Origin of the sequence: Oryzomicrobium sp., from assembly GCF_036820405.1 — a bacterium.
Taxonomy (GTDB): domain Bacteria; phylum Pseudomonadota; class Gammaproteobacteria; order Burkholderiales; family Rhodocyclaceae; genus Oryzomicrobium.
Genome location: NZ_DAISLS010000011.1, coordinates 181,912 through 200,506, shown reverse-complemented (window position 1 = coordinate 200,506; position 18,595 = coordinate 181,912). Strand labels below are relative to the sequence as shown.

16 protein-coding genes are annotated in these 18,595 nt (G+C 70.9%); 1 reads left to right on the top strand and 15 read right to left on the bottom strand.

What is annotated here, in order from left to right; genetic code table 11:
- The 8 genes from V7Z98_RS12590 to mutL all read right to left on the bottom strand — a co-directional run.
- A partial coding sequence (locus tag V7Z98_RS12590) for a mechanosensitive ion channel family protein (RefSeq protein ID WP_442951842.1) occupies positions 1-807 on the bottom strand: 807 nt, incomplete at its 3' end.
- 14 nt (positions 808-821) lie between these two features.
- The gene (locus V7Z98_RS12585; protein ID WP_334158363.1) at positions 822-2,144 is read right to left on the bottom strand and encodes an RsmB/NOP family class I SAM-dependent RNA methyltransferase; all 1,323 of its coding nucleotides are present in this window, start codon (positions 2,142-2,144) and stop codon (positions 822-824) included.
- 152 nt (positions 2,145-2,296) lie between these two features.
- Positions 2,297-3,451, bottom strand: a complete 1,155-nt coding sequence (locus V7Z98_RS12580) for a DUF3108 domain-containing protein (RefSeq protein WP_334158360.1) — start codon at positions 3,449-3,451, stop codon at positions 2,297-2,299.
- A gap of 27 nt (positions 3,452-3,478) precedes the next feature.
- Positions 3,479-4,174, bottom strand: coding sequence for a phosphoribosylglycinamide formyltransferase (gene purN, locus V7Z98_RS12575; protein WP_334158358.1), 696 nt, complete (start codon positions 4,172-4,174; stop codon positions 3,479-3,481).
- Between the two features lie 73 nt (positions 4,175-4,247).
- Positions 4,248-4,925, bottom strand: a complete 678-nt coding sequence (locus tag V7Z98_RS12570) for a hypothetical protein (protein WP_334158356.1) — start codon at positions 4,923-4,925, stop codon at positions 4,248-4,250.
- Positions 4,926-5,016: 91 nt separating this feature from the next.
- Entirely contained in the window at positions 5,017-5,658 is a 642-nt protein-coding gene (locus V7Z98_RS12565; protein WP_334158355.1) for a DedA family protein, read from the bottom strand.
- A 187-nt stretch (positions 5,659-5,845) separates the two neighbouring features.
- Positions 5,846-6,817, bottom strand: a complete 972-nt coding sequence (miaA, locus tag V7Z98_RS12560; RefSeq protein WP_334158353.1) for a tRNA (adenosine(37)-N6)-dimethylallyltransferase MiaA — start codon at positions 6,815-6,817, stop codon at positions 5,846-5,848.
- A gap of 3 nt (positions 6,818-6,820) precedes the next feature.
- A complete protein-coding gene (mutL, locus tag V7Z98_RS12555) occupies positions 6,821-8,851 on the bottom strand; it encodes a DNA mismatch repair endonuclease MutL (protein ID WP_334158352.1) in 2,031 nt (676 codons plus the stop codon).
- A gap of 117 nt (positions 8,852-8,968) precedes the next feature.
- On the opposite strand from mutL, the gene V7Z98_RS12550 reads away from it, so the two are divergent.
- Complete coding sequence (locus V7Z98_RS12550) at positions 8,969-10,609, top strand: methyl-accepting chemotaxis protein (protein WP_334158351.1); 1,641 nt, start codon at positions 8,969-8,971, stop codon at positions 10,607-10,609.
- 88 nt (positions 10,610-10,697) lie between these two features.
- Here the strand turns inward: V7Z98_RS12550 and V7Z98_RS12545 are convergent, their stop codons facing one another.
- The 7 genes from V7Z98_RS12545 to V7Z98_RS12515 form a co-directional block, all read right to left on the bottom strand.
- A complete protein-coding gene (locus V7Z98_RS12545) occupies positions 10,698-11,342 on the bottom strand; it encodes a DUF2889 domain-containing protein (protein WP_334158350.1) in 645 nt (214 codons plus the stop codon).
- On the bottom strand, positions 11,332-12,102 hold the full coding sequence (locus V7Z98_RS12540) for a nitroreductase (RefSeq protein ID WP_293264236.1): 771 nt from the start codon (positions 12,100-12,102) through the stop codon (positions 11,332-11,334). The genes V7Z98_RS12545 and V7Z98_RS12540 overlap by 11 nt, the downstream gene beginning before the upstream one ends.
- Positions 12,103-12,166: 64 nt before the next feature.
- Positions 12,167-13,627 (bottom strand): sigma-54-dependent transcriptional regulator, encoded by a 1,461-nt coding sequence (locus tag V7Z98_RS12535; protein WP_334158349.1) that lies wholly within the window; start codon positions 13,625-13,627, stop codon positions 12,167-12,169.
- On the bottom strand, positions 13,624-15,591 hold the full coding sequence (locus tag V7Z98_RS12530) for a sensor histidine kinase (RefSeq protein WP_334158348.1): 1,968 nt from the start codon (positions 15,589-15,591) through the stop codon (positions 13,624-13,626). Before V7Z98_RS12530 ends, V7Z98_RS12535 begins: the two co-directional genes overlap by 4 nt.
- A gap of 118 nt (positions 15,592-15,709) precedes the next feature.
- Positions 15,710-16,504, bottom strand: a complete 795-nt coding sequence (locus V7Z98_RS12525; RefSeq protein WP_293264242.1) for an ABC transporter ATP-binding protein — start codon at positions 16,502-16,504, stop codon at positions 15,710-15,712.
- A gap of 20 nt (positions 16,505-16,524) precedes the next feature.
- Positions 16,525-17,340 (bottom strand): ABC transporter permease, encoded by an 816-nt coding sequence (locus V7Z98_RS12520; RefSeq protein WP_293264244.1) that lies wholly within the window; start codon positions 17,338-17,340, stop codon positions 16,525-16,527.
- 13 nt (positions 17,341-17,353) lie between these two features.
- Positions 17,354-18,346 (bottom strand): ABC transporter substrate-binding protein, encoded by a 993-nt coding sequence (locus V7Z98_RS12515; RefSeq protein ID WP_293264246.1) that lies wholly within the window; start codon positions 18,344-18,346, stop codon positions 17,354-17,356.
- Positions 18,347-18,595: the final 249 nt, after the last annotated feature.

Below are 18,595 nucleotides of genomic sequence, written 5' to 3'. Positions count from 1 at the left end.
GCGGATCGAGCGGTCCATGAGGATGACGAAGCCCGACAGGTAGTTGCTGGCGATGCGTTGCAGCGAAAAGCCCAGGCCCACGCCCAGGGCGCCGCCGAAGATGGAGAAGGTGGTCAGGTCCACCCCCACCATGGAAATCGCCGCCAGCACCGTCACCACCAGGATCAGGGCCTGGAGGAAGCGGGACATCACCACCCGCACGCTGGAATCGAGCTTCTCGGCCCGGGCCAGGCGCAGCTCCACCAGGTTGCCGGCCCACATGCCCAGGATCAGGGCCATGCCGATGGTGAAGGTGCTGTGCAGGATGTCCCACAGGTTGAAGCGCTGCTTGCCCAGGGCGAAGCTCACCGACTCCAGCCCGTCGATCACGCCGGGCAAAAGGCCAGTGATGTGCAGGGCCACCCCCACCCACACGCAGGTGGCGATCAACCGCTCCCAGGGCGCCAGGGCGTTGGACTGATCGAAGGCCTGGCGCAGTACGTAGATGGTCAGGCGCACTACCACCGCGGCGAGCAGCAGGGCCGACACCAGGTTGAGCAGGCTGACGTGCATCACGGCCTTGAGGAAGAAAGCCGAGGCTGCCACCAGCAGGTAGGCCGTGGCCGGCATGGCTACCCGGGTGGCCACCGAACGCAGGCTCTCCCAGCGCACCGTACTGCCCTTGCTCAGGAAGCGCCGGTAGTGGTGGCGCACCATCCAGCCGACAAACAGGGACGACACCACCACCGCCAGCTGCCACAGCACGGTGGGTTCCTGGATGTCGCGGAAGACCTCGCGCAGGAGGCCCGGAAGCAGGTCCGGATTCATGGGCGGCGCGCTCCTTACTCGGGAGTTTCGGTAGCGGTATCGGCAGCGACTGCGGGCGCGGCCTCGGCCTTGACGGCCTCCGCCCGGGCGAACACGGCGGCGAAGAAACCGTCGCTGCCATGGCGCTGGGGCAGCAGGGCGAGGCGCTCGCCGGCCTCGGGCACGGCGATGCCCTGGCGCGCCAGCACCTCGGCCGCCGACACCGGAGCGAAGTCCGGGTGGGCCGCCAGGAAGGCGTCGGCCACGGCGCCGTTCTCGGCGTCGAGCAGGCTGCAAGTGGCGTACACCAGGCGGCCGCCCGGCTTCACCAGCTTGGCCGCGGCGGCCAGGATGGCGCCCTGCTTGGCTGCCAGCTCGGCCACGTCGCCCTCCTGCTGGCGCCACTTCAGGTCCGGGTTGCGGCGCAGAGTGCCCAGGCCCGAGCAGGGGGCGTCCACCAGCACCCGGTCGAGCTTGCCGGCCAGGCGCGACAGCTTCACGTCCCGCTCGTTGTCGATGCGGATCGGATGGACGTTGGACAGGCCGGAACGGGCCAGGCGCGGCTTGAGGTTGGCCAGGCGCTTTTCCGACACGTCGCAGGCGTAGAGGCGGCCCAGGGATTTCATCTGGGCACCGAGCATCAGAGTCTTGCCGCCGGCCCCGGCGCACAGGTCCATCACCATCTCGCCGCGCTTGGGGGCCACCAGGAAGCCGAGCAGTTGGCTGCCCTCGTCCTGGACCTCGATGCTGCCGTCCAGGAACAGGGGATGGCGTTGCAGCGCCGGCTTGTCGGCCAGGCGGATGCCCAGGGGCGAATAGGGGGTGGGCTCGGCGGCGATGCCATCGGCGCGCAGCCGCTCCAGCACGGCGTCGCGCTCGGCCTTGAGGGTGTTCACCCGCAGGTCCAGGGGAGCGGCCCGATGCAGGGCGGTGGCCAGGGCGTCGGCTTCGGCGGTGCCGAACTGGGCGTCCAGGCGGGCGTCGAGCCAGTCCGGCCACTCACGGCGCACCGCCGCGGGCAGGTCCGCGTCCCGGGACGCTTTCAGGGTCGGCAGCCACTCCGCCTCGGACTTGGAAAGGCCGTTGCCCAGGGCCTCGGCCAGCTCCCGGGTGCTCATGCCCCGGTAGCGCAGCAGGGCGGCCAGGATCAGGCGGCGCGGCGTGGCGCCGCTCCCGTCGGCCAGACAGGCCGCCTGGAGGCTGCGCAGGCGGCGCAGCACCAGGAACACGGTCTCGGCGATGAAACCCCGGTCGGCATGACCCAGGGCCCGGTTCTCGCGGAAGTAGCGGGACAGCACCGCGTCGGCCGGATAGGCGAAGGTCAGCACCTCGCCCAGCACCATGGCGGTGTGGGACATCAGGGCGACGGGCAGGCGGGCGCCGTCCACCTGCAGGGCCGCCGCATTGCGGCTGGTGGGGCGGCTGGAGCGGGCCTCGCCGGCGGCGCGGGCGCCCTGGCGGCGGGCGGCGTTGCCGGTCTTGCTGGGGTTCGATTTGCGGGTCGGTCGGTTCATGGCTGGGCGTCTGGAGTGGTCGGGGCCGCCCCGTTGGGGACGGCGGGCGGTGAGGCGGACGACGGTGGTGCCGGAGTGGCGTCGCCGCTCCGGATATCCACCGCCAGTTGGTCGTAGCGGTCGCCGCGCCGGTCGGTGTAGCGCATCTTCACCGGCAGGGCGTGGTAGTCGAGGGCGAGCCACAGTTCGATGGGTTCGCTGTCCTCGGTCTTGACGTGGAGTGTACGGAAAGTGCCGGCGGGAAGCTCCACGGTTTCCTCGCCCTGCACCACGATCAGCTGCTCCGAGATCTTCTTGCCGGTGGCCACCGTCAGGGTGTACGAGGGCATCAGCGGAAAGCCGGGCAGCCAGGCGAACTGGAAAAACAGGCTGAGAAAGTCCTGGGCGCCCCGGGCCACGGCGGCGTCGCCCTTGGCGTAGCTGACCTGGGCCGTGTCGCCGTCCGGGATGCCGGCCAGGGCGTCGCCGCCCCAGTCGAAGTCGGCCCAGTCCTGGCGCCGGCCGTCCCGGGCGGTGAAGAAATGGCGCGGCTTGAGGCCCTCGGGGGTCACGTCCCCCTGGCTCTCCTGGGTGACCCGGACCGGCTTGATCAGGGCCGCCAGGCCGGCGGTCTCGGTGCTCATCCAGGCCCGGTAGCGGCGCGGCGCGGCAGCCTCCGCCGGCGGAGGCGGGCTTTCCCAGTTCAGTTCGGTTCTGCCCAGCTCGAACCCCGGCTCGCCGCGGAACACGGCGTAGCGGATCCGCACCTGGTCGGGCAGGCTGGCGGCGGCCACGGCATGGAGCGCATCCAGTGCCGCCGCCGTGTCGCCGGAGTCGCCGCCCGCAGTGGCAGAGCCGGCCTCGGCTGCCCCCCCAGGCGCCTGGACATGCAGCGCCTCGTCCCCGGCGACGGCCGCCAGGGGCGCCGGGCGGACGGGTGGGTTGGCGCCGTGGGCGGGCCGGCCCCCACGGCGCGGCCGGGCCGGCGCCCGGGCGGCGGCTGGCGGTGCGGCCGCCGGCGTCGGGGGCATCAACTCGGCGCGCAGCGGCGGCGCCTGGGGGGATTCATCGTGCAGGCCGGGCAATTCCAGGGCTTCCAGGTCCGGGCCGAACAGCACCGCCGTGTGCAACCCCAGGGACGCTGCCAGGGCGATGAGCAGGGCGATGGGCATGGACGGCCGCGAACGGCAGGGCGGGGCTCAGGCCCCGCCGGGGGAATGGAAGGCGGCCACGGCGGTAGTCGGGCTACCGGCCACCCGGACCCGCCCCGCCTCCACCCGCAGGCGGTCCTGGGCGAACCAGGCCACGGCGCGGGGGTAGATGCGGTGCTCCTCGGCTAGCACCCGGGCGGACAGGGTGGCTTCGCTGTCGCCGTCCAGCACCGGCACGGCGGCCTGGAGGATGATCGGCCCGTGGTCGAGCTGGGCGGTGACGAAATGCACCGTGCAGCCGTGCACCCGCACCCCTTCGTCCAGGGCGCGGCGATGGGTGTGCAGCCCGGGGAAGGACGGCAGCAGCGACGGGTGGATGTTCACCAGCCGCCCCTCGTAGCGGGTCACGAAGCCCGGGGTGAGGATGCGCATGAAGCCGGCCAGCACCACCAGGCCGGGGGAAAAGCTGTCCACCGCCTCGGCCAGGGCGGCGTCGAAGGGCGCCCGGCCGGCCTCGCCGGCGGGAAAGTCCTTGTGGTTCACCACCCGGACCGGGATGCCCCGGGCCTGGGCCGTGGCCAGGCCGGCGGCGTCGGGCCGGTTGGACACCACCCCCACCACCCGGGCCGGATAGTCGGGGGCGTCGCTGGCGGCGAGGATGGCCTCCATGTTGCTGCCCCGGCCGGAAATGAGAACGACGACGGCGAGCTTGGAACGGTCGGGGGAAGAAGCGGGGGCGGACATGGCAAAGAGAAGGAATGGCGGAAAGGTTGAGAAAAGGCAAAAAGAGCAGGAGCGGTCAATCGGCGGCCCCGGATCAGAACTTGACCGGCAGGAACACGGCGGAAGCCAGGGTCTGGGTCACCCGGGTGACGGAGCGGCCGTTCTTGTCGGCGACGATCCGGGACAGGGTGTCGAGCAGCCCCACCACCCGCCCCACCTCGCGCTCGAACGACAGGTTGCGCACCGGCCCATCCACGTTGGCGTGGAGCAGGGGCTCGCCGCCCGCGTCCCGGGCGGTGTTGAGCTTCCAGGCCGCCACTTCCACGTTGCGGGCGCAGTTGTAGAGCTTCTGGGCGTCCAGGGAATCGAGCAGGTAGAAGGATTCCTTGTGCTCGAAGGCCCCGTCCACCATGTCCATCAGCCCGCCCATCAGGGCCAGCACCCGGTCGCCGGTATAGTCCTCGCGGAAGGCCAGCAGGGCCGCCTCCCGCTCGCGCCGGCCGCCCAGGGCCTGGCGCGCCGCCGGCAGGTCGAAGACCAGTACCACCGCCGCCTCCAGGCTGGGCTGGCTGCCCTTGCGCCACTCCCGGGGGTTGCGCCGGTAGAGCTTGTCGGTCAGGCGGCGCAGGCTGGCGACCACTTCGGCCCGGTGCATTTCCACCACCCGGTCGATGTCGCCCTTGGCCAGCTGGGATGGATCGAAGGTGGTTTCGCGCCGGCCGTCCGGCAGTTGCCGGGTGGCGCAGGCCCCCATCCCCGCGGCGAGGAGCAAAACGCTCCCCAGCGCCATCAAGCCACGGCGTCGCGGAGGGGAGAAGGAGGCGCCAGCCATGCGGCATCATACCGCAGCGGCGGGCCCCGCTTCAGGCGCTGCGGGCGCGCCGCTGGCGCAGGTATTCCAGGCCGGCGGGCAGGAACGACACCAGGACGATCGCTACGATCACCACGGACAGGTTGTTCTTAACCAGGGGCAGGTTGCCGAACAAGTAACCGACCAGGGTCAGGGACACCACCCAGCCCAAGGCGCCGACCACGTTGAACAGGGTGAAGCGGGCCGCGTTCATGTTGCTCACCCCGGCGACGAAGGGCACGAAGGTGCGGAACAGGGGCAAAAAGCGCGACAGCACCACGGCCTTGCCGCCGTGGCGTTCGTAGAAGGCGTGGGTCTTGGCCAGGTTCTCGGCGTTGAGGAAGCGGCCACCCCGGGCAAACACCTTGGGGCCGAGCCAGCGGCCGATGGCGTAGTTGGCGCTGTTGCCGAGGATGGCGGCCAGGGTCAGGGACACCATCAGGGTCGGCGCGTCCATGCCGCCCACGGCGGCCAGGGCCCCGGCGACGAAGAGCAGGGAATCCCCGGGCAGGAAGGGGAACACCACCAACCCCGTCTCGGCGAAGACGATGAAGAACAGGATGGCGTAGATCCAGGGACCGTACTGCTGCACCAGCACAGCCAGGTGCTTGTCCAGGTGCAGGATGATGTCGACGAAGGCGGCGAGGAATTCCATGGAGGCGCGTCGCGGAAGGAGGGAAAAGCCGAAAAAGGCCGGAGAGAACCGGAAAACGGAGCGAAACCGGCGGCAAAGGGGGGCATTTTACCCGATCCGCCCCGCCGCCCTGTGACGGTGCGTACGTGCCGGAACCGGCCCCCTCGCCTGCTCGTGCCCCCCCTGCCCCCCCTGCCCCTGCCTCCGGTCAGGCGCCGATGGCGGCGCGCACCCGGGCCTCGGCCGCCGCCGCCAGATCGGGGCGCAGGCAGTCGAAGGCCTCGTTGGCCAGGGTGTTGGTCAGCCAGGTGATCTGGCGCTTGGCCAACTGGCGGGTGGCGAAGATGCCCCGGTCGCGCAGTTCGCCCGGGGGGATGCGGCCGTCGAGCATGTCCCAGGTCTGACGGTAGCCGACGCAGCGCATCGACGGCAGGTCCGGGTGCAGGGCGTAGCGGGCGCGCAGACCCTCCACCTCCCCCACTAGCCCGGCGTCGAGCATCTGGGCGAAGCGCTCGGCGATGTGCTGGTGCAGCACGCCCCGGTCAGAGGGCAGCAGGGCCAGGGACAGGATGCGATAGGGCGGCGGATCGGCAGTCTGTTCGGCCAACAGGGCCGACATGGGCCGGCCGGTGAGGCGCAGGATCTCGATGGCCCGCTGCAAGCGCTGGGAGTCGTTGGGGGCGAGGCGCGCCGCCGTTTCCGGATCGAAGCGCGCCAGCTCGGCGTGCAGCGCCGGCCAGCCGTGGGCGGCAGCCTCGGCATCGATGGCGGCGCGCAGGGCCGGGTCGGCCTGGGGCAGGTCCGACAGCCCTTCGAGCAACGCCTTGTAGTAGAGCATGGTGCCCCCCACCAGCAGGGGCACCTTGCCTCGGGCGGTGACGGCGGCCATCTCGGCCAGGGCGTCGCTGCGGAAGCGGGCGGCGGAATAGGCCTCCTCCGGGCTGATCACGTCCACCAGGGCGTGGGGGAAGCGGGCCAGGGTGTCGGCGTCCGGCTTGGCGGTGCCGATGTCCATGTCGCGGAAGACCAGGGCCGAGTCGACGCTAATCAGCTCCACCGGCAGACGCTCGGCCAGGTGCAGGGCCAGGCCGGTCTTGCCGCTGGCAGTGGGGCCCATCAGCAGGATGGCGGGCGGCAGGGCCTCCGGCCCGGCAGCCGGGGACGCGGTGTGCGGCGCCATGGTTCAGCGGCCGTGCAGGAAGAAGGCGCCCACCTGCTCGGTGGTGAGCTGGACCCAGGTGGGCCGGCCGTGGTTGCAACTGCCGGCCCGCTCGGTGGCCTCCATGCGGCGCAGCAGGGCATTCATCTCCGGCACGGTCATCGGCCGGCGGCCGCGCACCGCACCGTGGCAGGCGCAGGTGGCGAGCAGCTCGTTGCGCCAGGCTTCCAGCTCCCGGCCAGCGCCATGGTCGCCAGCCTGGCCGAGGGCGTCGAGCACCGCCCGCACCAGTTCCGCCGGGTTGGCCCGGCCAAGCAGCACCGGCACGGCGCGCACCGCCACCTCGCCGGGGCCGGCGGCGGACAGCTCGAAGCCGAAGCCGGCCAGTTCCTCCTGGTGTTCCTCGGCGGCCGCCACCAGCAGGGGGTCGGCGCGCACCACCACGGGAATCAGCAGGGGCTGGGAGGCCACCTGGCGACCATCGAAGGCGGCCTTCAGTTCTTCGTAGAGCACCCGCTCGTGGGCGGCGTGCTGGTCGACGATGACCAGGCCCTGGGCGTTCTGGGCCAGGATGAACATGTCCTGGAGCTGGGCCAGGGCGTAACCCAGGGGCGGCGGGGCGTTGTCGTCGGCAGCGGAGCGAACGGGAGGTGCGGCCTGGGCCGCTGCAACCGCACCATCCACGCCAGCGACGGCAGGGGCGGACGGGACGTCCGCCTGGGACGGCACCGCCGGCTGTTCCTCCGCACTGACGTAGAGCGCCTCGGTGGACAAGCCCGAAGCGCCAATATCCACGCGGGTTTCCTGGGCGGCATGGACGAAGGCCAGGTAGGACGCGGCTTGCGCCGGGGTCGGCCGGGAGGCCCAGTCCTGGCGCGGGAGTTGGCCCGAAGGCTGGCCCGAGGCTTTCCCCACGGCACCGGCGGGGCGGGGCGCATAGGCGGGAGCCGCCGGCTCCCGGATGCCCAGGGCGCCCTGTTGCGGTGCCGGAGCGGCAGGCACCGCCGGAGTCACGGGGGGCCGGGGCGCATAGGCCGCGCCGCCCTGGGCGGCGGCGTGCACGGCGGCCTGGGCGATGGGGGTGGCCAGGGCCTGGCGCAGGGCGTGGAAGACGAATTGGTGCACCGCCCGGCTGTCGCGGAAGCGCACCTCGGTCTTGGCCGGGTGCACGTTCACATCCACCGCCGCCGGGTCAATGTCGAGGAAGACGCACCAGGAGGGCTGGCGGCTGCCGTGCAGGATGTCCCGGTAGGCCTCGCGCAGGGCGTGCTGCAACAGCTTGTCGCGCACGTAGCGGCCGTTCACGAAGCAGTACTGGACCTCCTTGGCCCCGTCCACGGCGGTGGGGCGCAGGGCCAGGCCGGTGACGCGCAGGGCGCCGGCATCGGCGTCCACTTCTACCGACTCGGTGAGGAAGGAAGCGCCGAGCAGGTCGGCGATGCGCTGCTTGGGCTCGGCCCGGGCCAGACGCAGGACTTCCCGGCCGTCCCGGGTGACGGTGAAGGCCACGTCGGCGTGGGACAGGGCAACGCGCTTAACCGCCTCCAGGCAGTGGGCGGCCTCGGTGGCGGCGGCCTTGAGGAATTTCCGCCGCGCCGGGGTGTTGTAGTAGAGGTCGCGCATCTCCACCACGGTGCCGGCCAGGAGCGCCGCCGGCTCGGGCTCGCCCGCCGCGTCGGTCAGCTTCCAGGCGTGGGGAGCACCCCGCTCCCGGGAGGTGAGGGTCAGCCGCGACACCGCCGCCACCGAGGCCAGGGCCTCGCCGCGAAAACCCAGGGTGGCGACCCGTTCCAGGTCGAGCAGGTTGGCGATCTTGCTGGTGGCGTGGCGGGTCAGGGCCAGGTGCAGCTCGTCCTTGGGGATGCCGCCGCCGTCGTCGGTGACCCGGATCAGGGCCACGCCGCCCTCTTCCAGGTCGATGCGCAGGGCGGTACTGCCCGCGTCCAGGGCGTTTTCCAGCAGTTCCTTCAACACCGAGGCGGGACGTTCGACCACCTCGCCGGCGGCGATCTGGCTGATGAGGAGGTCGGGCAGGGGGCGGATCGGATTGCGCATGGGGCGGATTATACGTGGCCCCGCACCGCCCGCCGGGGCGCCGGCCCACGGCGGTACTGACAGCTGTAACGCGGCGGTGGCAAACTGCCGCTTCCCCATTCCCCGCCATATAACAACATGACAATGTTTGCCTCGGCCCCCATCGGCCAGCGCCTCGGCCTCGGCTTCGCCGCCGTCCTCGCCCTCTTCCTGATAACCAACGGCCTCGGCCTGTGGGAGTTGCACAAGGTGGCCGAATCGACCCGGGTAATGATGGAGGCCCCCTTGCAAAAGGAACGCCTGACCAGCGACTGGAACCGCAACATCACCGCCGGAGTGGCCCGCACCACCGCCATCGCCAAGAGCAGCGACCCGGCCCTGGCCCAGTTCTTCGCCGAGGCCGCCGCCCAGTCCACCAAGCAGTCCAGCGAATTCCAGAAGGCCATCGAGGCCCTGCTCGCCAGCGACGCCGAAAAAGCCCTGTTCGCCGAGGTGGGCGAGGCCCGCAAGGTGTACCTGACGTCCCGGGACGCCATCATGAAGGCCAAGAAGGAAGGCCGCATGGAAGAAGCCGAGCGCATCCTGCAAGAAACCTTCATGCCCGGCTCGGCGCGCTTCCTGGAGAAGGTCCAGGCCCTCACCGAGATGCAGCGCCGGACCATCGACGCCAGCGCCCAGGAGGTCGAAGCGGCCAACGCCCGGGGCCGCCAGATGGTGATGGTGATGGCGGCCCTGGCCATCGCCCTGGGGGTCACCGTCTCCTGGCTGATCGGCCGTAGCATCCGCGGCCCCCTGGACGAGACCGTGGCCGCCCTGGAGCGGGTGGCAGCGGGCGACCTCACCGTCAGCCTGCGTACCCACCCCACCCATCGGGACGAAATCTCCCGCCTGCAACGGGCCACCGCCACCATGGTGGGCGAACTGTCCGGCCTGCTGCGCGACCTGAAGCGCCAGTCCGGCCAGCTTTCCGATGCCGCCGGCACCCTGTCGTCCGCCTCGCACCAGGTCAAGCGCGGCTCGGAGCAACAGTCCGAAGCCACCGCCTCCATGGCCGCCGCCCTGGAAGAAATGAGCACCAGCATCAACCATGTGGCCGACCTGAGCCGCGACGCCCAGCAGATTTCCAGCGACTCCGGCCGCCAGGCCCGGGACGGTGCCGACACCATCCACCGCATGATGGACGACATCGGCCGCATCGCCGACAGCATCCAGCAGGCCGCCGGCACCGCCGCCGACCTGGGCGCCTCGTCCGAGCGCATCTCCGGCATCACCCAGGTGATCAAGGACGTGGCCGACCAGACCAACCTGCTGGCCCTTAATGCCGCCATCGAGGCGGCCCGGGCCGGCGAGGCCGGCCGCGGTTTCGCCGTGGTGGCCGACGAAGTGCGCAAGCTGGCCGAGACCACCCGCCAGTCGGCCCTGGAAATCACCGAGATGATCACTACCATCCAGCAGGGTTCCAAGGCCATGGCCAACCAGATGGACGTGTCGGTGGACCGGGTCGGCGAGGGCCGCGCCATGGCCGGCCAGGCCGGCGACGCCATCCATGGCATCAACGACGGCACCGGCAAAGTGGTGGACGTGATCGACGACGTGTCCACCGCCCTCAAGGAACAGGCCGCCGCCAGCCAGGAAATCGCCGGCCGGGTCGAGAACATCGTGCAGATGATCGAGGAGAACAACGCCGCCATGGGCGCCGTGGCCGACACCGCCCAGGAGCTGGACGCCCTGGCGGCCCAGCTCAAGCGCGACGTGGAGCGCTTCCGCATCGCCGCGTAACGACGCTTCCCCCAAACGAACGAAGGCCTCCAGATGGAGGCCTTCGTTCGTTAACCGGGCGGGAAGCAGGCGCCCCCTCGTGCCAATCTCACCAGCGCGCCCGCACCTCCGCCGGCCAGCGCATGGCGACGATTTCGCCGTCGCGGCTCAGGGCGTGGCAGCCGTCCACCAGGGGCGGCTTTTCCTCGCCGGACATGCCCTGCCCCGCCGCCTCGCGGCGTTCGGCCAGCAACGGCCAGATGGTCTGGAAGGCGGTGGTGGCCACCGGGCCGAGCAGTTCGGTGAGGTGGGTGCAGCCCTTCACCCCCGCGAACATTTCCTTCACCCGGCGGGTGAAGCCCGGGCCGATGCGCAGGCCCACCAGGGCGTCGTAGGCGGCATTGACCTCGCTGCATACCCGGTAGGGGCTCTGCTCGGTGAGGGCCCGGGCGTCGCGGATGAGCAGGTCGTTGTCCACCGTCAGGCATAGGGTCATGCGGTGGATGCCCTCGCCGGCGGGAATGTGGCCCCGGTGCACGGTGTGGAAGGGGTAGGTCTTGGTGTCGAGCAGGCTGCCCTCGATCTCCCACAGGCCATCCTCCCGCTCGTAGCCGCGGCACACCACTTCCCGGGTGTGGGTCAGACGGCGGGGCACGTCCCGGGCGGGACGAGGCTGGGCGGCAGAAGTGGCGGGGGCGTCGGGTCCGGCCACCTGGGCGGCCAGTTCCGGGGTGAAGCGAACCTTAGAATCCATGAAAACTCCCGAAGGCGGCCACCGGCTCCCGGGTGCTCACCAGGCGGTTGGCCGGTTCGTCCGGGTCCGGGTGGCCCAGGGCCATGGCGCACACCACGATCTGGTCGTCGGGGATCGCCAGGTGCTGGCGCAGGATGCGGTGGTAACGGGCGAAGGCCTGCTGAGGGCAGGTTTCCAGGCCGTAGGCGCGGGCGGCGATCATGGCGTTCTGCATGAACATGCCCAGGTCGATCCAGCTGCCCACCGACAAGTCCCGGTCCAGGGTGAATACCAGGCCCACCGGGGCGCCGAAGAAGCTGAAGTTGCGGCCGCGCTGGCGGTGCATCTTGTCGTTTTCGCCCCGGGCGATGCCCACGGCGCCGTAGAGGGCCCAACCCAGGTCGCGGCGCCGCGCCAGGTAGGGGTCGCGCCACTTTTCCGGGTAGTAGCGGTATTCGTCCCGGTACTGCTCGCCTGCCGCCGGATCGCCCGCCTCGGCGTCGTGGGCGGCGAGCACGTCGGCGCAGATGGCGTCGCGCACCGGACCGGCGCAGACGTGCACCTTCCACGGCTGGATGTTGGAGCCGCTCGGCGCCCGGCTGGCCACCGCCAGGATGGCCTCCACCGTTTCCCGGGGCACCGGGTCGGGGAGGAAGCCGCGCACGCTGCGCCGCGCCAGGATGGTGGAGAGCACCGCCCGCCCCTCGGGCGGGGCGGCGGACAGGTCGAGGCCGGCCGGCAGCAATGCCGACAGGGCGGCCGGGTCGTGGGGATGGCCCATGGGGACTCCTTTGCTTCTGCTGGGGATGCGCCGCCGCGGCGGCGCTTGTAGTGGTTATGTGCAGCTAGGCGGCCGGCCCGGCGCGGAAGCGCTCCGGATCGATGCCGTGGCGGTGGAGTTTGTCGTAGAGGGTCTTCTTCGGCAACTGCAAGCGTTCGGCAGCCCGGGACACCTGACCGCCGCATTGGCGCAGGGCGGCCTCGATGCAGCGCTTTTCCACCGCGTCCATGCGCGCCGCCAGCCCCAGATCGGCGGCCGCCGGCGAGTCCGCAGCGTCGCCCATGCCGCCCATGCCATCCATAACGCCGCCCGGCGCCGCCTCCCGGGGTGCGGCCGGGGGCAGCAAGGCCGCCAGCCCCAGGGCCAGCCGGTCGGCGATGTTCTTCAACTGGCGCACGTTGCCCGGCCAGTCGTAGGCCTGCCAACGGGCCACCAGCTCCGGGTCGGGATCGGGCACCGGGCGGCCGTAGCGCTGGGCCGCCTGGCGGCAGAAGTGGGCCATCAGCAGGGGGATGTCCTCGCGCCGCTCGCGCAGGGGCGGTAGGTCGATGGTCACCACGTTGAGCCGGTAGTAGAGGTCGGCGCGGAAGCGCCCGGCCGCGCTCTCGGCCTCCAGGTCGGCCTTGGACGCGGCCACCACCCGGCAATCCACCGGAAACAGGGTATTGCCCCCCAGGCGCTCCACCACCCGCTCCTGCAACACCCGCAGCAGCTTGACCTGAAGCGCCAGGGGCATGGATTCGATTTCGTCGAGGAACAGGGTGCCGCCGCTGGCGTGTTCGATCTTGCCGATGCGGCGCTTGCCCGCCCCGGTGAAGGCGCCGGCCTCGTGGCCGAAGATCTCGCTCTCGAACACCGATTCGGGCAGGGCGCCGCAGTTGAGGGCCACGAAGGGCCCCTTGCGCCCGCTGGCGGCGTGCAGGGCCCGGGCCACCACCTCCTTGCCGGCACCGGTCTCGCCGTTGATCAGCACGTCGACCCCGGTGGGAGCCACCGCCTCCACCAGCCGGCGCACCTGCTGCATGGCCGGGGACTGGCCGATCAGCCCGGCCAGGGGGTGGTTGTCCTGGTCCGCCAGGCGCTCCTTGAGGCGGCGGTTCTCCAGGATCAGGGCGCGCCGATCCAGGGCGCGGCGGGCCGATTCCACCAGCCGGTCCGAAGGAAAGGGTTTTTCGATGAAGTCGTAGGCCCCCTGGCGCATCGCCTCCACCGCCATGGCCACGTCGCCGTGGCCGGTAATCAGGATCACCGGCAGGTCCGGGTCGCGCTGGCGCAGCTCGGCCATCAGGGACAGGCCGTCGCGGCCGGGCAGGCGCACGTCGGTAACCACCACCCCGACGCCGTAGGCCGAGGGGGCGGTCACCAGGGCGGCGAGGGCCGCCTCGGCGTCGGCGAAGCCCTGCACCGGCAGGTCGGCCAGGGCCAGGGCCTGCTCGCAGCCGTGGCGCACCACCGGGTCGTCCTCGACCAGGAAAACCGCAAGGGCGGTATCGGCGGATGGCGGGGGCAGGGAAACGGCGCTCATGCGGCGGGCAGCTCCAGAATGAATTCGGCGCCGCCCTCGGGGCGGTTGCGCGCCGCCAGGGTGCCGCCGAAGCTCTCGGCGATGGTCAGGGAAATCGACAGGCCCAGGCCCAGCCCTTCACCGGCGGGCTTGGTGGTGAAGAAGGGCTCGAACAGGCGGGGCAGCACCTCGGCGGGAATGCCCGGCCCCTGGTCGGCGATGGCGATGCGCACCAGGCTGGCGGGCGCCTGGCCCGGCGCGCCCTCCTCGGCCACGTCCCGATAGGCGGGTACCCGGGCCACGGTCACCGCCAGGCGGCGCGGGGTGCGGGGAGCGGCTCCCTCCCCTTCGCCCTCGGCGGGCAGGTCGGCCAGGGCGTCCAGGCCGTTGCGCAGCAGGTTCACCAGCACCTGCTCCAGGCGCACCGGGTCGGCCTGCACCCGGGGGGCGGGGTCGGGCACGGCCAGGGTGATGGCCGCGTCCAGCTCACGGCGGCGCAGTTCGACGATGAACAGGGCGTGGTCCAGGGCCTCGCGCACCGACACCGGCACCAGTTCGTCCTGGCCGCGCCGGGCGAAGGCCTTCAGCTCGCCGACGATGCGCCCCATGCGCCCGGCCAGCTGGCTGATCAGGCGCAGGTTCTCCACCGCCCCCTCGGGCTTGCCCCGCTGCAAGAAGGCCACGGCGTTGTCGGACAGGGTGTTGAGGGCGGCCAGGGGCTGGTTCAGTTCGTGGGTGATGCCGGCCGCCATCTGCCCCAAGGCCGCCAGGCGGCCGGCCTGGAGCGCCCGGTCCTGGGTGGCGCGCAGGATGCGCTCGGCCTCGGCCTGAGCGTCGAGCTGCTCTTCGAGGCGGACGTTGGTGGCGGTGAGCAGGGCGGTGCGCTCGGCCACCTTGGCCTCCAGCTCGGCGTGGGCCCGGGCCAACTCGGCCCGGGCGGCGCGCCGCTCCTGCAAGCGCGAGTGGCGCTGCCAGGCGAAGAAGCCCAGAGCGAGCAGGAAGGCGGTGGCAAAGCCCAGGGCGGTGGCCCGGGCGGCCGCCAGGCCGTAGGCTCCGGCCAGGTCGGAAAAGAGCACCAGCCGCCAGCCCAGGGGGCCCACCGGCAGGGTCTGCATCAGGGCGTCGCGGCGGCCGCCGGCGTTGTCCCACAGGGTGATCGGCCGGGCCGGGCTGTCGAAGCTCAGGGCCTCGCTGGCCTTCACCGGCAGCAGGGGATAAGGGCCGTACTGGCGGGTTTCGCGCAGCTCGGCCTCCACCGCCGCCCCCAGGGGGGCCAGGGAGCGGTAGCGCCAGTCCGGCAGACTGGCGAGGAACAGCACGCCGTGGGCATCGGCCAGGTTGAGGGCGTCGCCGCTCTCGCGCCAGGCGGCCTCGAAGGCGGACAGGCTGACCTTGACCACCACCACGCCGCGGATCGTGCCCGCCTCCTGGACCGGCGCCGAGATGAAGTAGCCCGGGTCGCCGGTGGTGGCGCCGACGCCGTAGAAGCGGCCGGGGCGACCTTCCATGGCTTCACGGAAGTAAGGGCGGAAGGTGTAGTGCTGGCCGAGAAAGCTCTGGGGCGTGGCCCAGTTGCTGGCCGCCAGGGTCAGGCCGGCGGCGTCGATCAGATAGGCGGCGGTGACCCCGGCGCGGCCCTGGACCAGTTCCAGGTAGCGGTTGACCGTATCGACCCGGGCCGGGTCGGCGGGATGGTCGAGGAGTTCGTGGAGGCGGTGGTCCTGGGACAGGACGAAGGGCAGGGTTTCGTGCCGGGCCAGGGCGTTTTCCAGGCTGACGGCGTAGGCGCCCAGGCGCTGGGCGTTGGTGTGGGCCAGCTGGTCGAGCTGCCAGACCGCCAGCAGACGGTAGCTGCCCAGGCCCACGGCCAGGCAGGCGGCCAGGGCGAGCAGGCCGGCCAGGGCGCTGCCGCTGGGGAAAAAATGCCTCCCCGCCGCGACGCCGCGGGCGGGGAGGAAAGGGGGTAGTCGGAAACGGGGATTCAAGGGGACGGACGGAAATCGGGGGGCCGGAGCGCCGGAACGCGAAGCAGTGGAGCCGGGCCGGAGCCAGGCCGTGAAGCGGCGATTTTACCGCCCCCCGGCCCCGGCGCCCCGACGCCCGTCAGTCCACCGCCGCCAGCTTCAGCTCGTCGGCGGCGTGGCGCTGCTGCTCTTCCATCACCAGGCGGCCCAGCTCGCGCTTCAACTCGTTGAAGGCCGGATCGGCCGGGTCCCGGGGACGGGGGATGTCCACCCACTGGTCGCGCTTGATGGTGCCGGGACGGTAGGTCATGACCACGATGCGGTCGGCCAGGTAGATCGATTCCTCGATCGAGTGGGTGACGAACAGGATGGTCTTGCCGAACGCTTTCCAGATGCGCAGCAGTTCATCTTGCAGGTTGCGCCGGGTCAGGGCGTCCAGGGCGCCGAAGGGCTCGTCCATGAGCATGATCGGCGAATCCAGGGCCAGCACCCGGGCGATGGCCACCCGCTGGCGCATGCCGCCGGACAGGTCCTTGGGGTAGCGGTTGCGGAAGTCCTTGAGGCTCAGGGTATCGAGCAGGCTGTCCACCTTGGCGGCGATCTCGGCCTTGCCCAGGCCTTTCACTTCCAGGCCGAAGGCGATGTTCTGGGCCACGGTCATCCAGGGGAACAGGGCGTACTCCTGGAACACCATGCCCCGCTCCGGCCCCGGGCCGGTGACGGGCACGCCGCTGGCGGTGATGGTGCCGCTGCTCGGCAGGGAGAAGCCGGCCACAGCGTTGAGCAGGGTGGACTTGCCGCAACCCGAGGGGCCGAGCAGGCAGACGAACTGGCCCGGCTCGATGGTGATGTTGATGTCCTTGAGGGCGACGACGTCCTTTTCCGGGGTGCGGAACACCTTGTTCACCCCGGTGACGATGATTTGGCTGGACATGGTTCTCTCTCCTCGGCCGATCAGTGTTCCAGGCCGCGGTGCCAGCGCAGCAGGTAGTTGTTGAGCGTGTTCATGGCCACGTCGAGGGCCAGGCCGAGCAGGCCGATGGTGATCATCCCGGCGATGATCTTGTCGGACCACATGAACTCGCGCGCCTCCAGGATGCGGAAGCCCAGGCCGTCGTTCACCGCGATCATCTCGGAGACGATCACCACGATGAAGGCGGTGCCGATGCCGATGCGCATGCCGGTGAGAATGTAGGGGGTGGCCGCCGGCAGGATCACCCGGGTGAACATGGTGAGGGGCTTGACCCCCAGGTTGCGGGCGGCGCGCAGGTAGATGCCGTCCACGTGGCGCACCCCGGCGATGGTGTTCATCAGCACCGGGAAGAAGGCGCCCAGGGAGATGAGGAAGAACGACGGCGGGTTGCCCAGGCCGAACCACAGGATCGCCAGGGGGATGTAGGCGATCGGCGGGATCGGGCGCAGCACCTGGACCAGGGGATTGAACAGGTCGTAGATGCGCGGATTGGCGCCCATCAACAGCCCCGCCGGCAGGGCCAGGCCGGCGCCGATGGCAAAGCCCACCAGCACCCGGAACATGCTGGCGTAGGCGTCGTGCAGCAGTTCGCCGGAGAACGCCCAGGCCAGGTAGGTGCCGGCGGCCGGGTCGAAGGGCTGGGCCGGCAGCAGGGACTGCCACCACTTGAGGGCCACCGCCGACGGGGCCGGCAGCACCACCTCCGAGACCAGCCCGGCCCGGGCGCAGGCTTCCCAGATCACGAGCAGGATCACCGGCACGATCAGGCCGTGGAGGATCGTCTTGAAACGCTTCATGGGGTGCCGCTCCTTACTTGACCTTGAGGTCGGCCTTGGCCTTTTGCAGCAGGTCCAGCTTGACCCACTCGGACGCCTTGGGCGGCTTGCTCATGCGGCCCACGCCGTACTTCTGCATGAAGCCGGTGGTGGTGTCGATGTGCTCCAGGGACACGTCGTAGGTGTAGGCGGCGTTATCCATGGCGTCCTTGAAGTCCTGGGGCGAGATCTGGCCCTTGAACATCTGCTCGCGCACGTACTTCTCGGCCAGGTTCATGTCCTTGTTGAAGGTGGCGGTGGACTCGACGAAGCACTTCATGACGCGCTGGGCCACGTCCTTCTTGTCGTTGTAGAGCTTCTCGGACATGACCAGCAGGCGGTACGGCTCGCCCATGGCGGTGTCGTAGGGCTTGACCACCTCGACGCCGAACTTCTTGTTGATGGCTTGCGACGACTGGGGCTCGGACTGGCACATGGCGTCGATCTGCTTGGCGGCCAGGGCCTGGTTCAGGTCGGCGAAGGCCAGGTAGACGATCTGCACGTCCTTGCCCGGCTTGTCGGACCAGGTCAGGCCGTTCTTTTCCAGCTCGGCCAGCAGCAGCAGTTCCTGGGCGCCGCCGCGGGTCACGCCCACCTTGCGGCCCTTGAGGTCCTTGACGGTCTTGATGCCGGTGTCGGCGCCGGCCACGATGCGGGCGCCGCCCTTGGCGAAGCCGGCCACGGTGTAGATGGGCACGCCGTTGGCGCGGCCGGAGATGGCGCCGTCCGAGGCCAGGGCGGCGATGTCGATCTCACCGGCGACGATGGCCGGCATGATGTCCGGGCCCTTGGGGAACATGCGCTCCTCGATCTTGACGCCGTACTTGCCGCACACCTCCTTCATGTAGGAGACGGCGCCGTAGTGGGCGAACTTGAGGTTGCCCAGGCGCACCACGTCTTCGGCATGGGCGGCGGAAGCGGACAGGCCGGCGGCCGGCAGGGCGATGGCGAGGGCGGCGGCAATCGTGAGCTTGGCGTGTTTGCGCATGGAAATCCTCCTTTGGCGTTGTCAGCAATGTCGGGATAAGGCGCCCGGTTCACGTCCGGGTCGGCTCGACGGGGAGGTTCATTGCACGGCCCGTGCCAGGTCTTATAGAAGAGGCACAGAGGATTGTTTCATAAGCATTTCCGTTTTCCTGCAATGCCCGGACCACAGGATTTTGACGCCCGGCGACGGGCGGAATTCCGCAAACCGCGTGCGGATTTCCGCACAACCGCACCGGCCGTGCGGATCGCC

Bases quoted from the DNA above. Each gene is read 5' to 3' on its own strand.
- V7Z98_RS12540 (WP_293264236.1), bottom strand. From the start codon at position 12,102: ATGGGCCATCCCCACGACCCGGCCGCCCTGTCGGCATTGCTGCCGGCC.
- V7Z98_RS12520 (WP_293264244.1), bottom strand. From the start codon at position 17,340: ATGAAGCGTTTCAAGACGATCCTCCACGGCCTGATCGTGCCGGTGATC.
- V7Z98_RS12525 (WP_293264242.1), bottom strand. From the start codon at position 16,504: ATGTCCAGCCAAATCATCGTCACCGGGGTGAACAAGGTGTTCCGCACC.
- V7Z98_RS12550 (WP_334158351.1), top strand. From the start codon at position 8,969: ATGACAATGTTTGCCTCGGCCCCCATCGGCCAGCGCCTCGGCCTCGGC.
- miaA (WP_334158353.1), bottom strand. From the start codon at position 6,817: ATGGCGCCGCACACCGCGTCCCCGGCTGCCGGGCCGGAGGCCCTGCCG.
- V7Z98_RS12565 (WP_334158355.1), bottom strand. From the start codon at position 5,658: ATGGAATTCCTCGCCGCCTTCGTCGACATCATCCTGCACCTGGACAAG.
- V7Z98_RS12585 (WP_334158363.1), bottom strand. From the start codon at position 2,144: ATGTCCCACACCGCCATGGTGCTGGGCGAGGTGCTGACCTTCGCCTAT.
- V7Z98_RS12545 (WP_334158350.1), bottom strand. From the start codon at position 11,342: ATGGATTCTAAGGTTCGCTTCACCCCGGAACTGGCCGCCCAGGTGGCC.
- mutL (WP_334158352.1), bottom strand. From the start codon at position 8,851: ATGCGCAATCCGATCCGCCCCCTGCCCGACCTCCTCATCAGCCAGATC.
- V7Z98_RS12515 (WP_293264246.1), bottom strand. From the start codon at position 18,346: ATGCGCAAACACGCCAAGCTCACGATTGCCGCCGCCCTCGCCATCGCC.
- V7Z98_RS12535 (WP_334158349.1), bottom strand. From the start codon at position 13,627: ATGAGCGCCGTTTCCCTGCCCCCGCCATCCGCCGATACCGCCCTTGCG.
- V7Z98_RS12580 (WP_334158360.1), bottom strand. From the start codon at position 3,451: ATGCCCATCGCCCTGCTCATCGCCCTGGCAGCGTCCCTGGGGTTGCAC.
- purN (WP_334158358.1), bottom strand. From the start codon at position 4,174: ATGTCCGCCCCCGCTTCTTCCCCCGACCGTTCCAAGCTCGCCGTCGTC.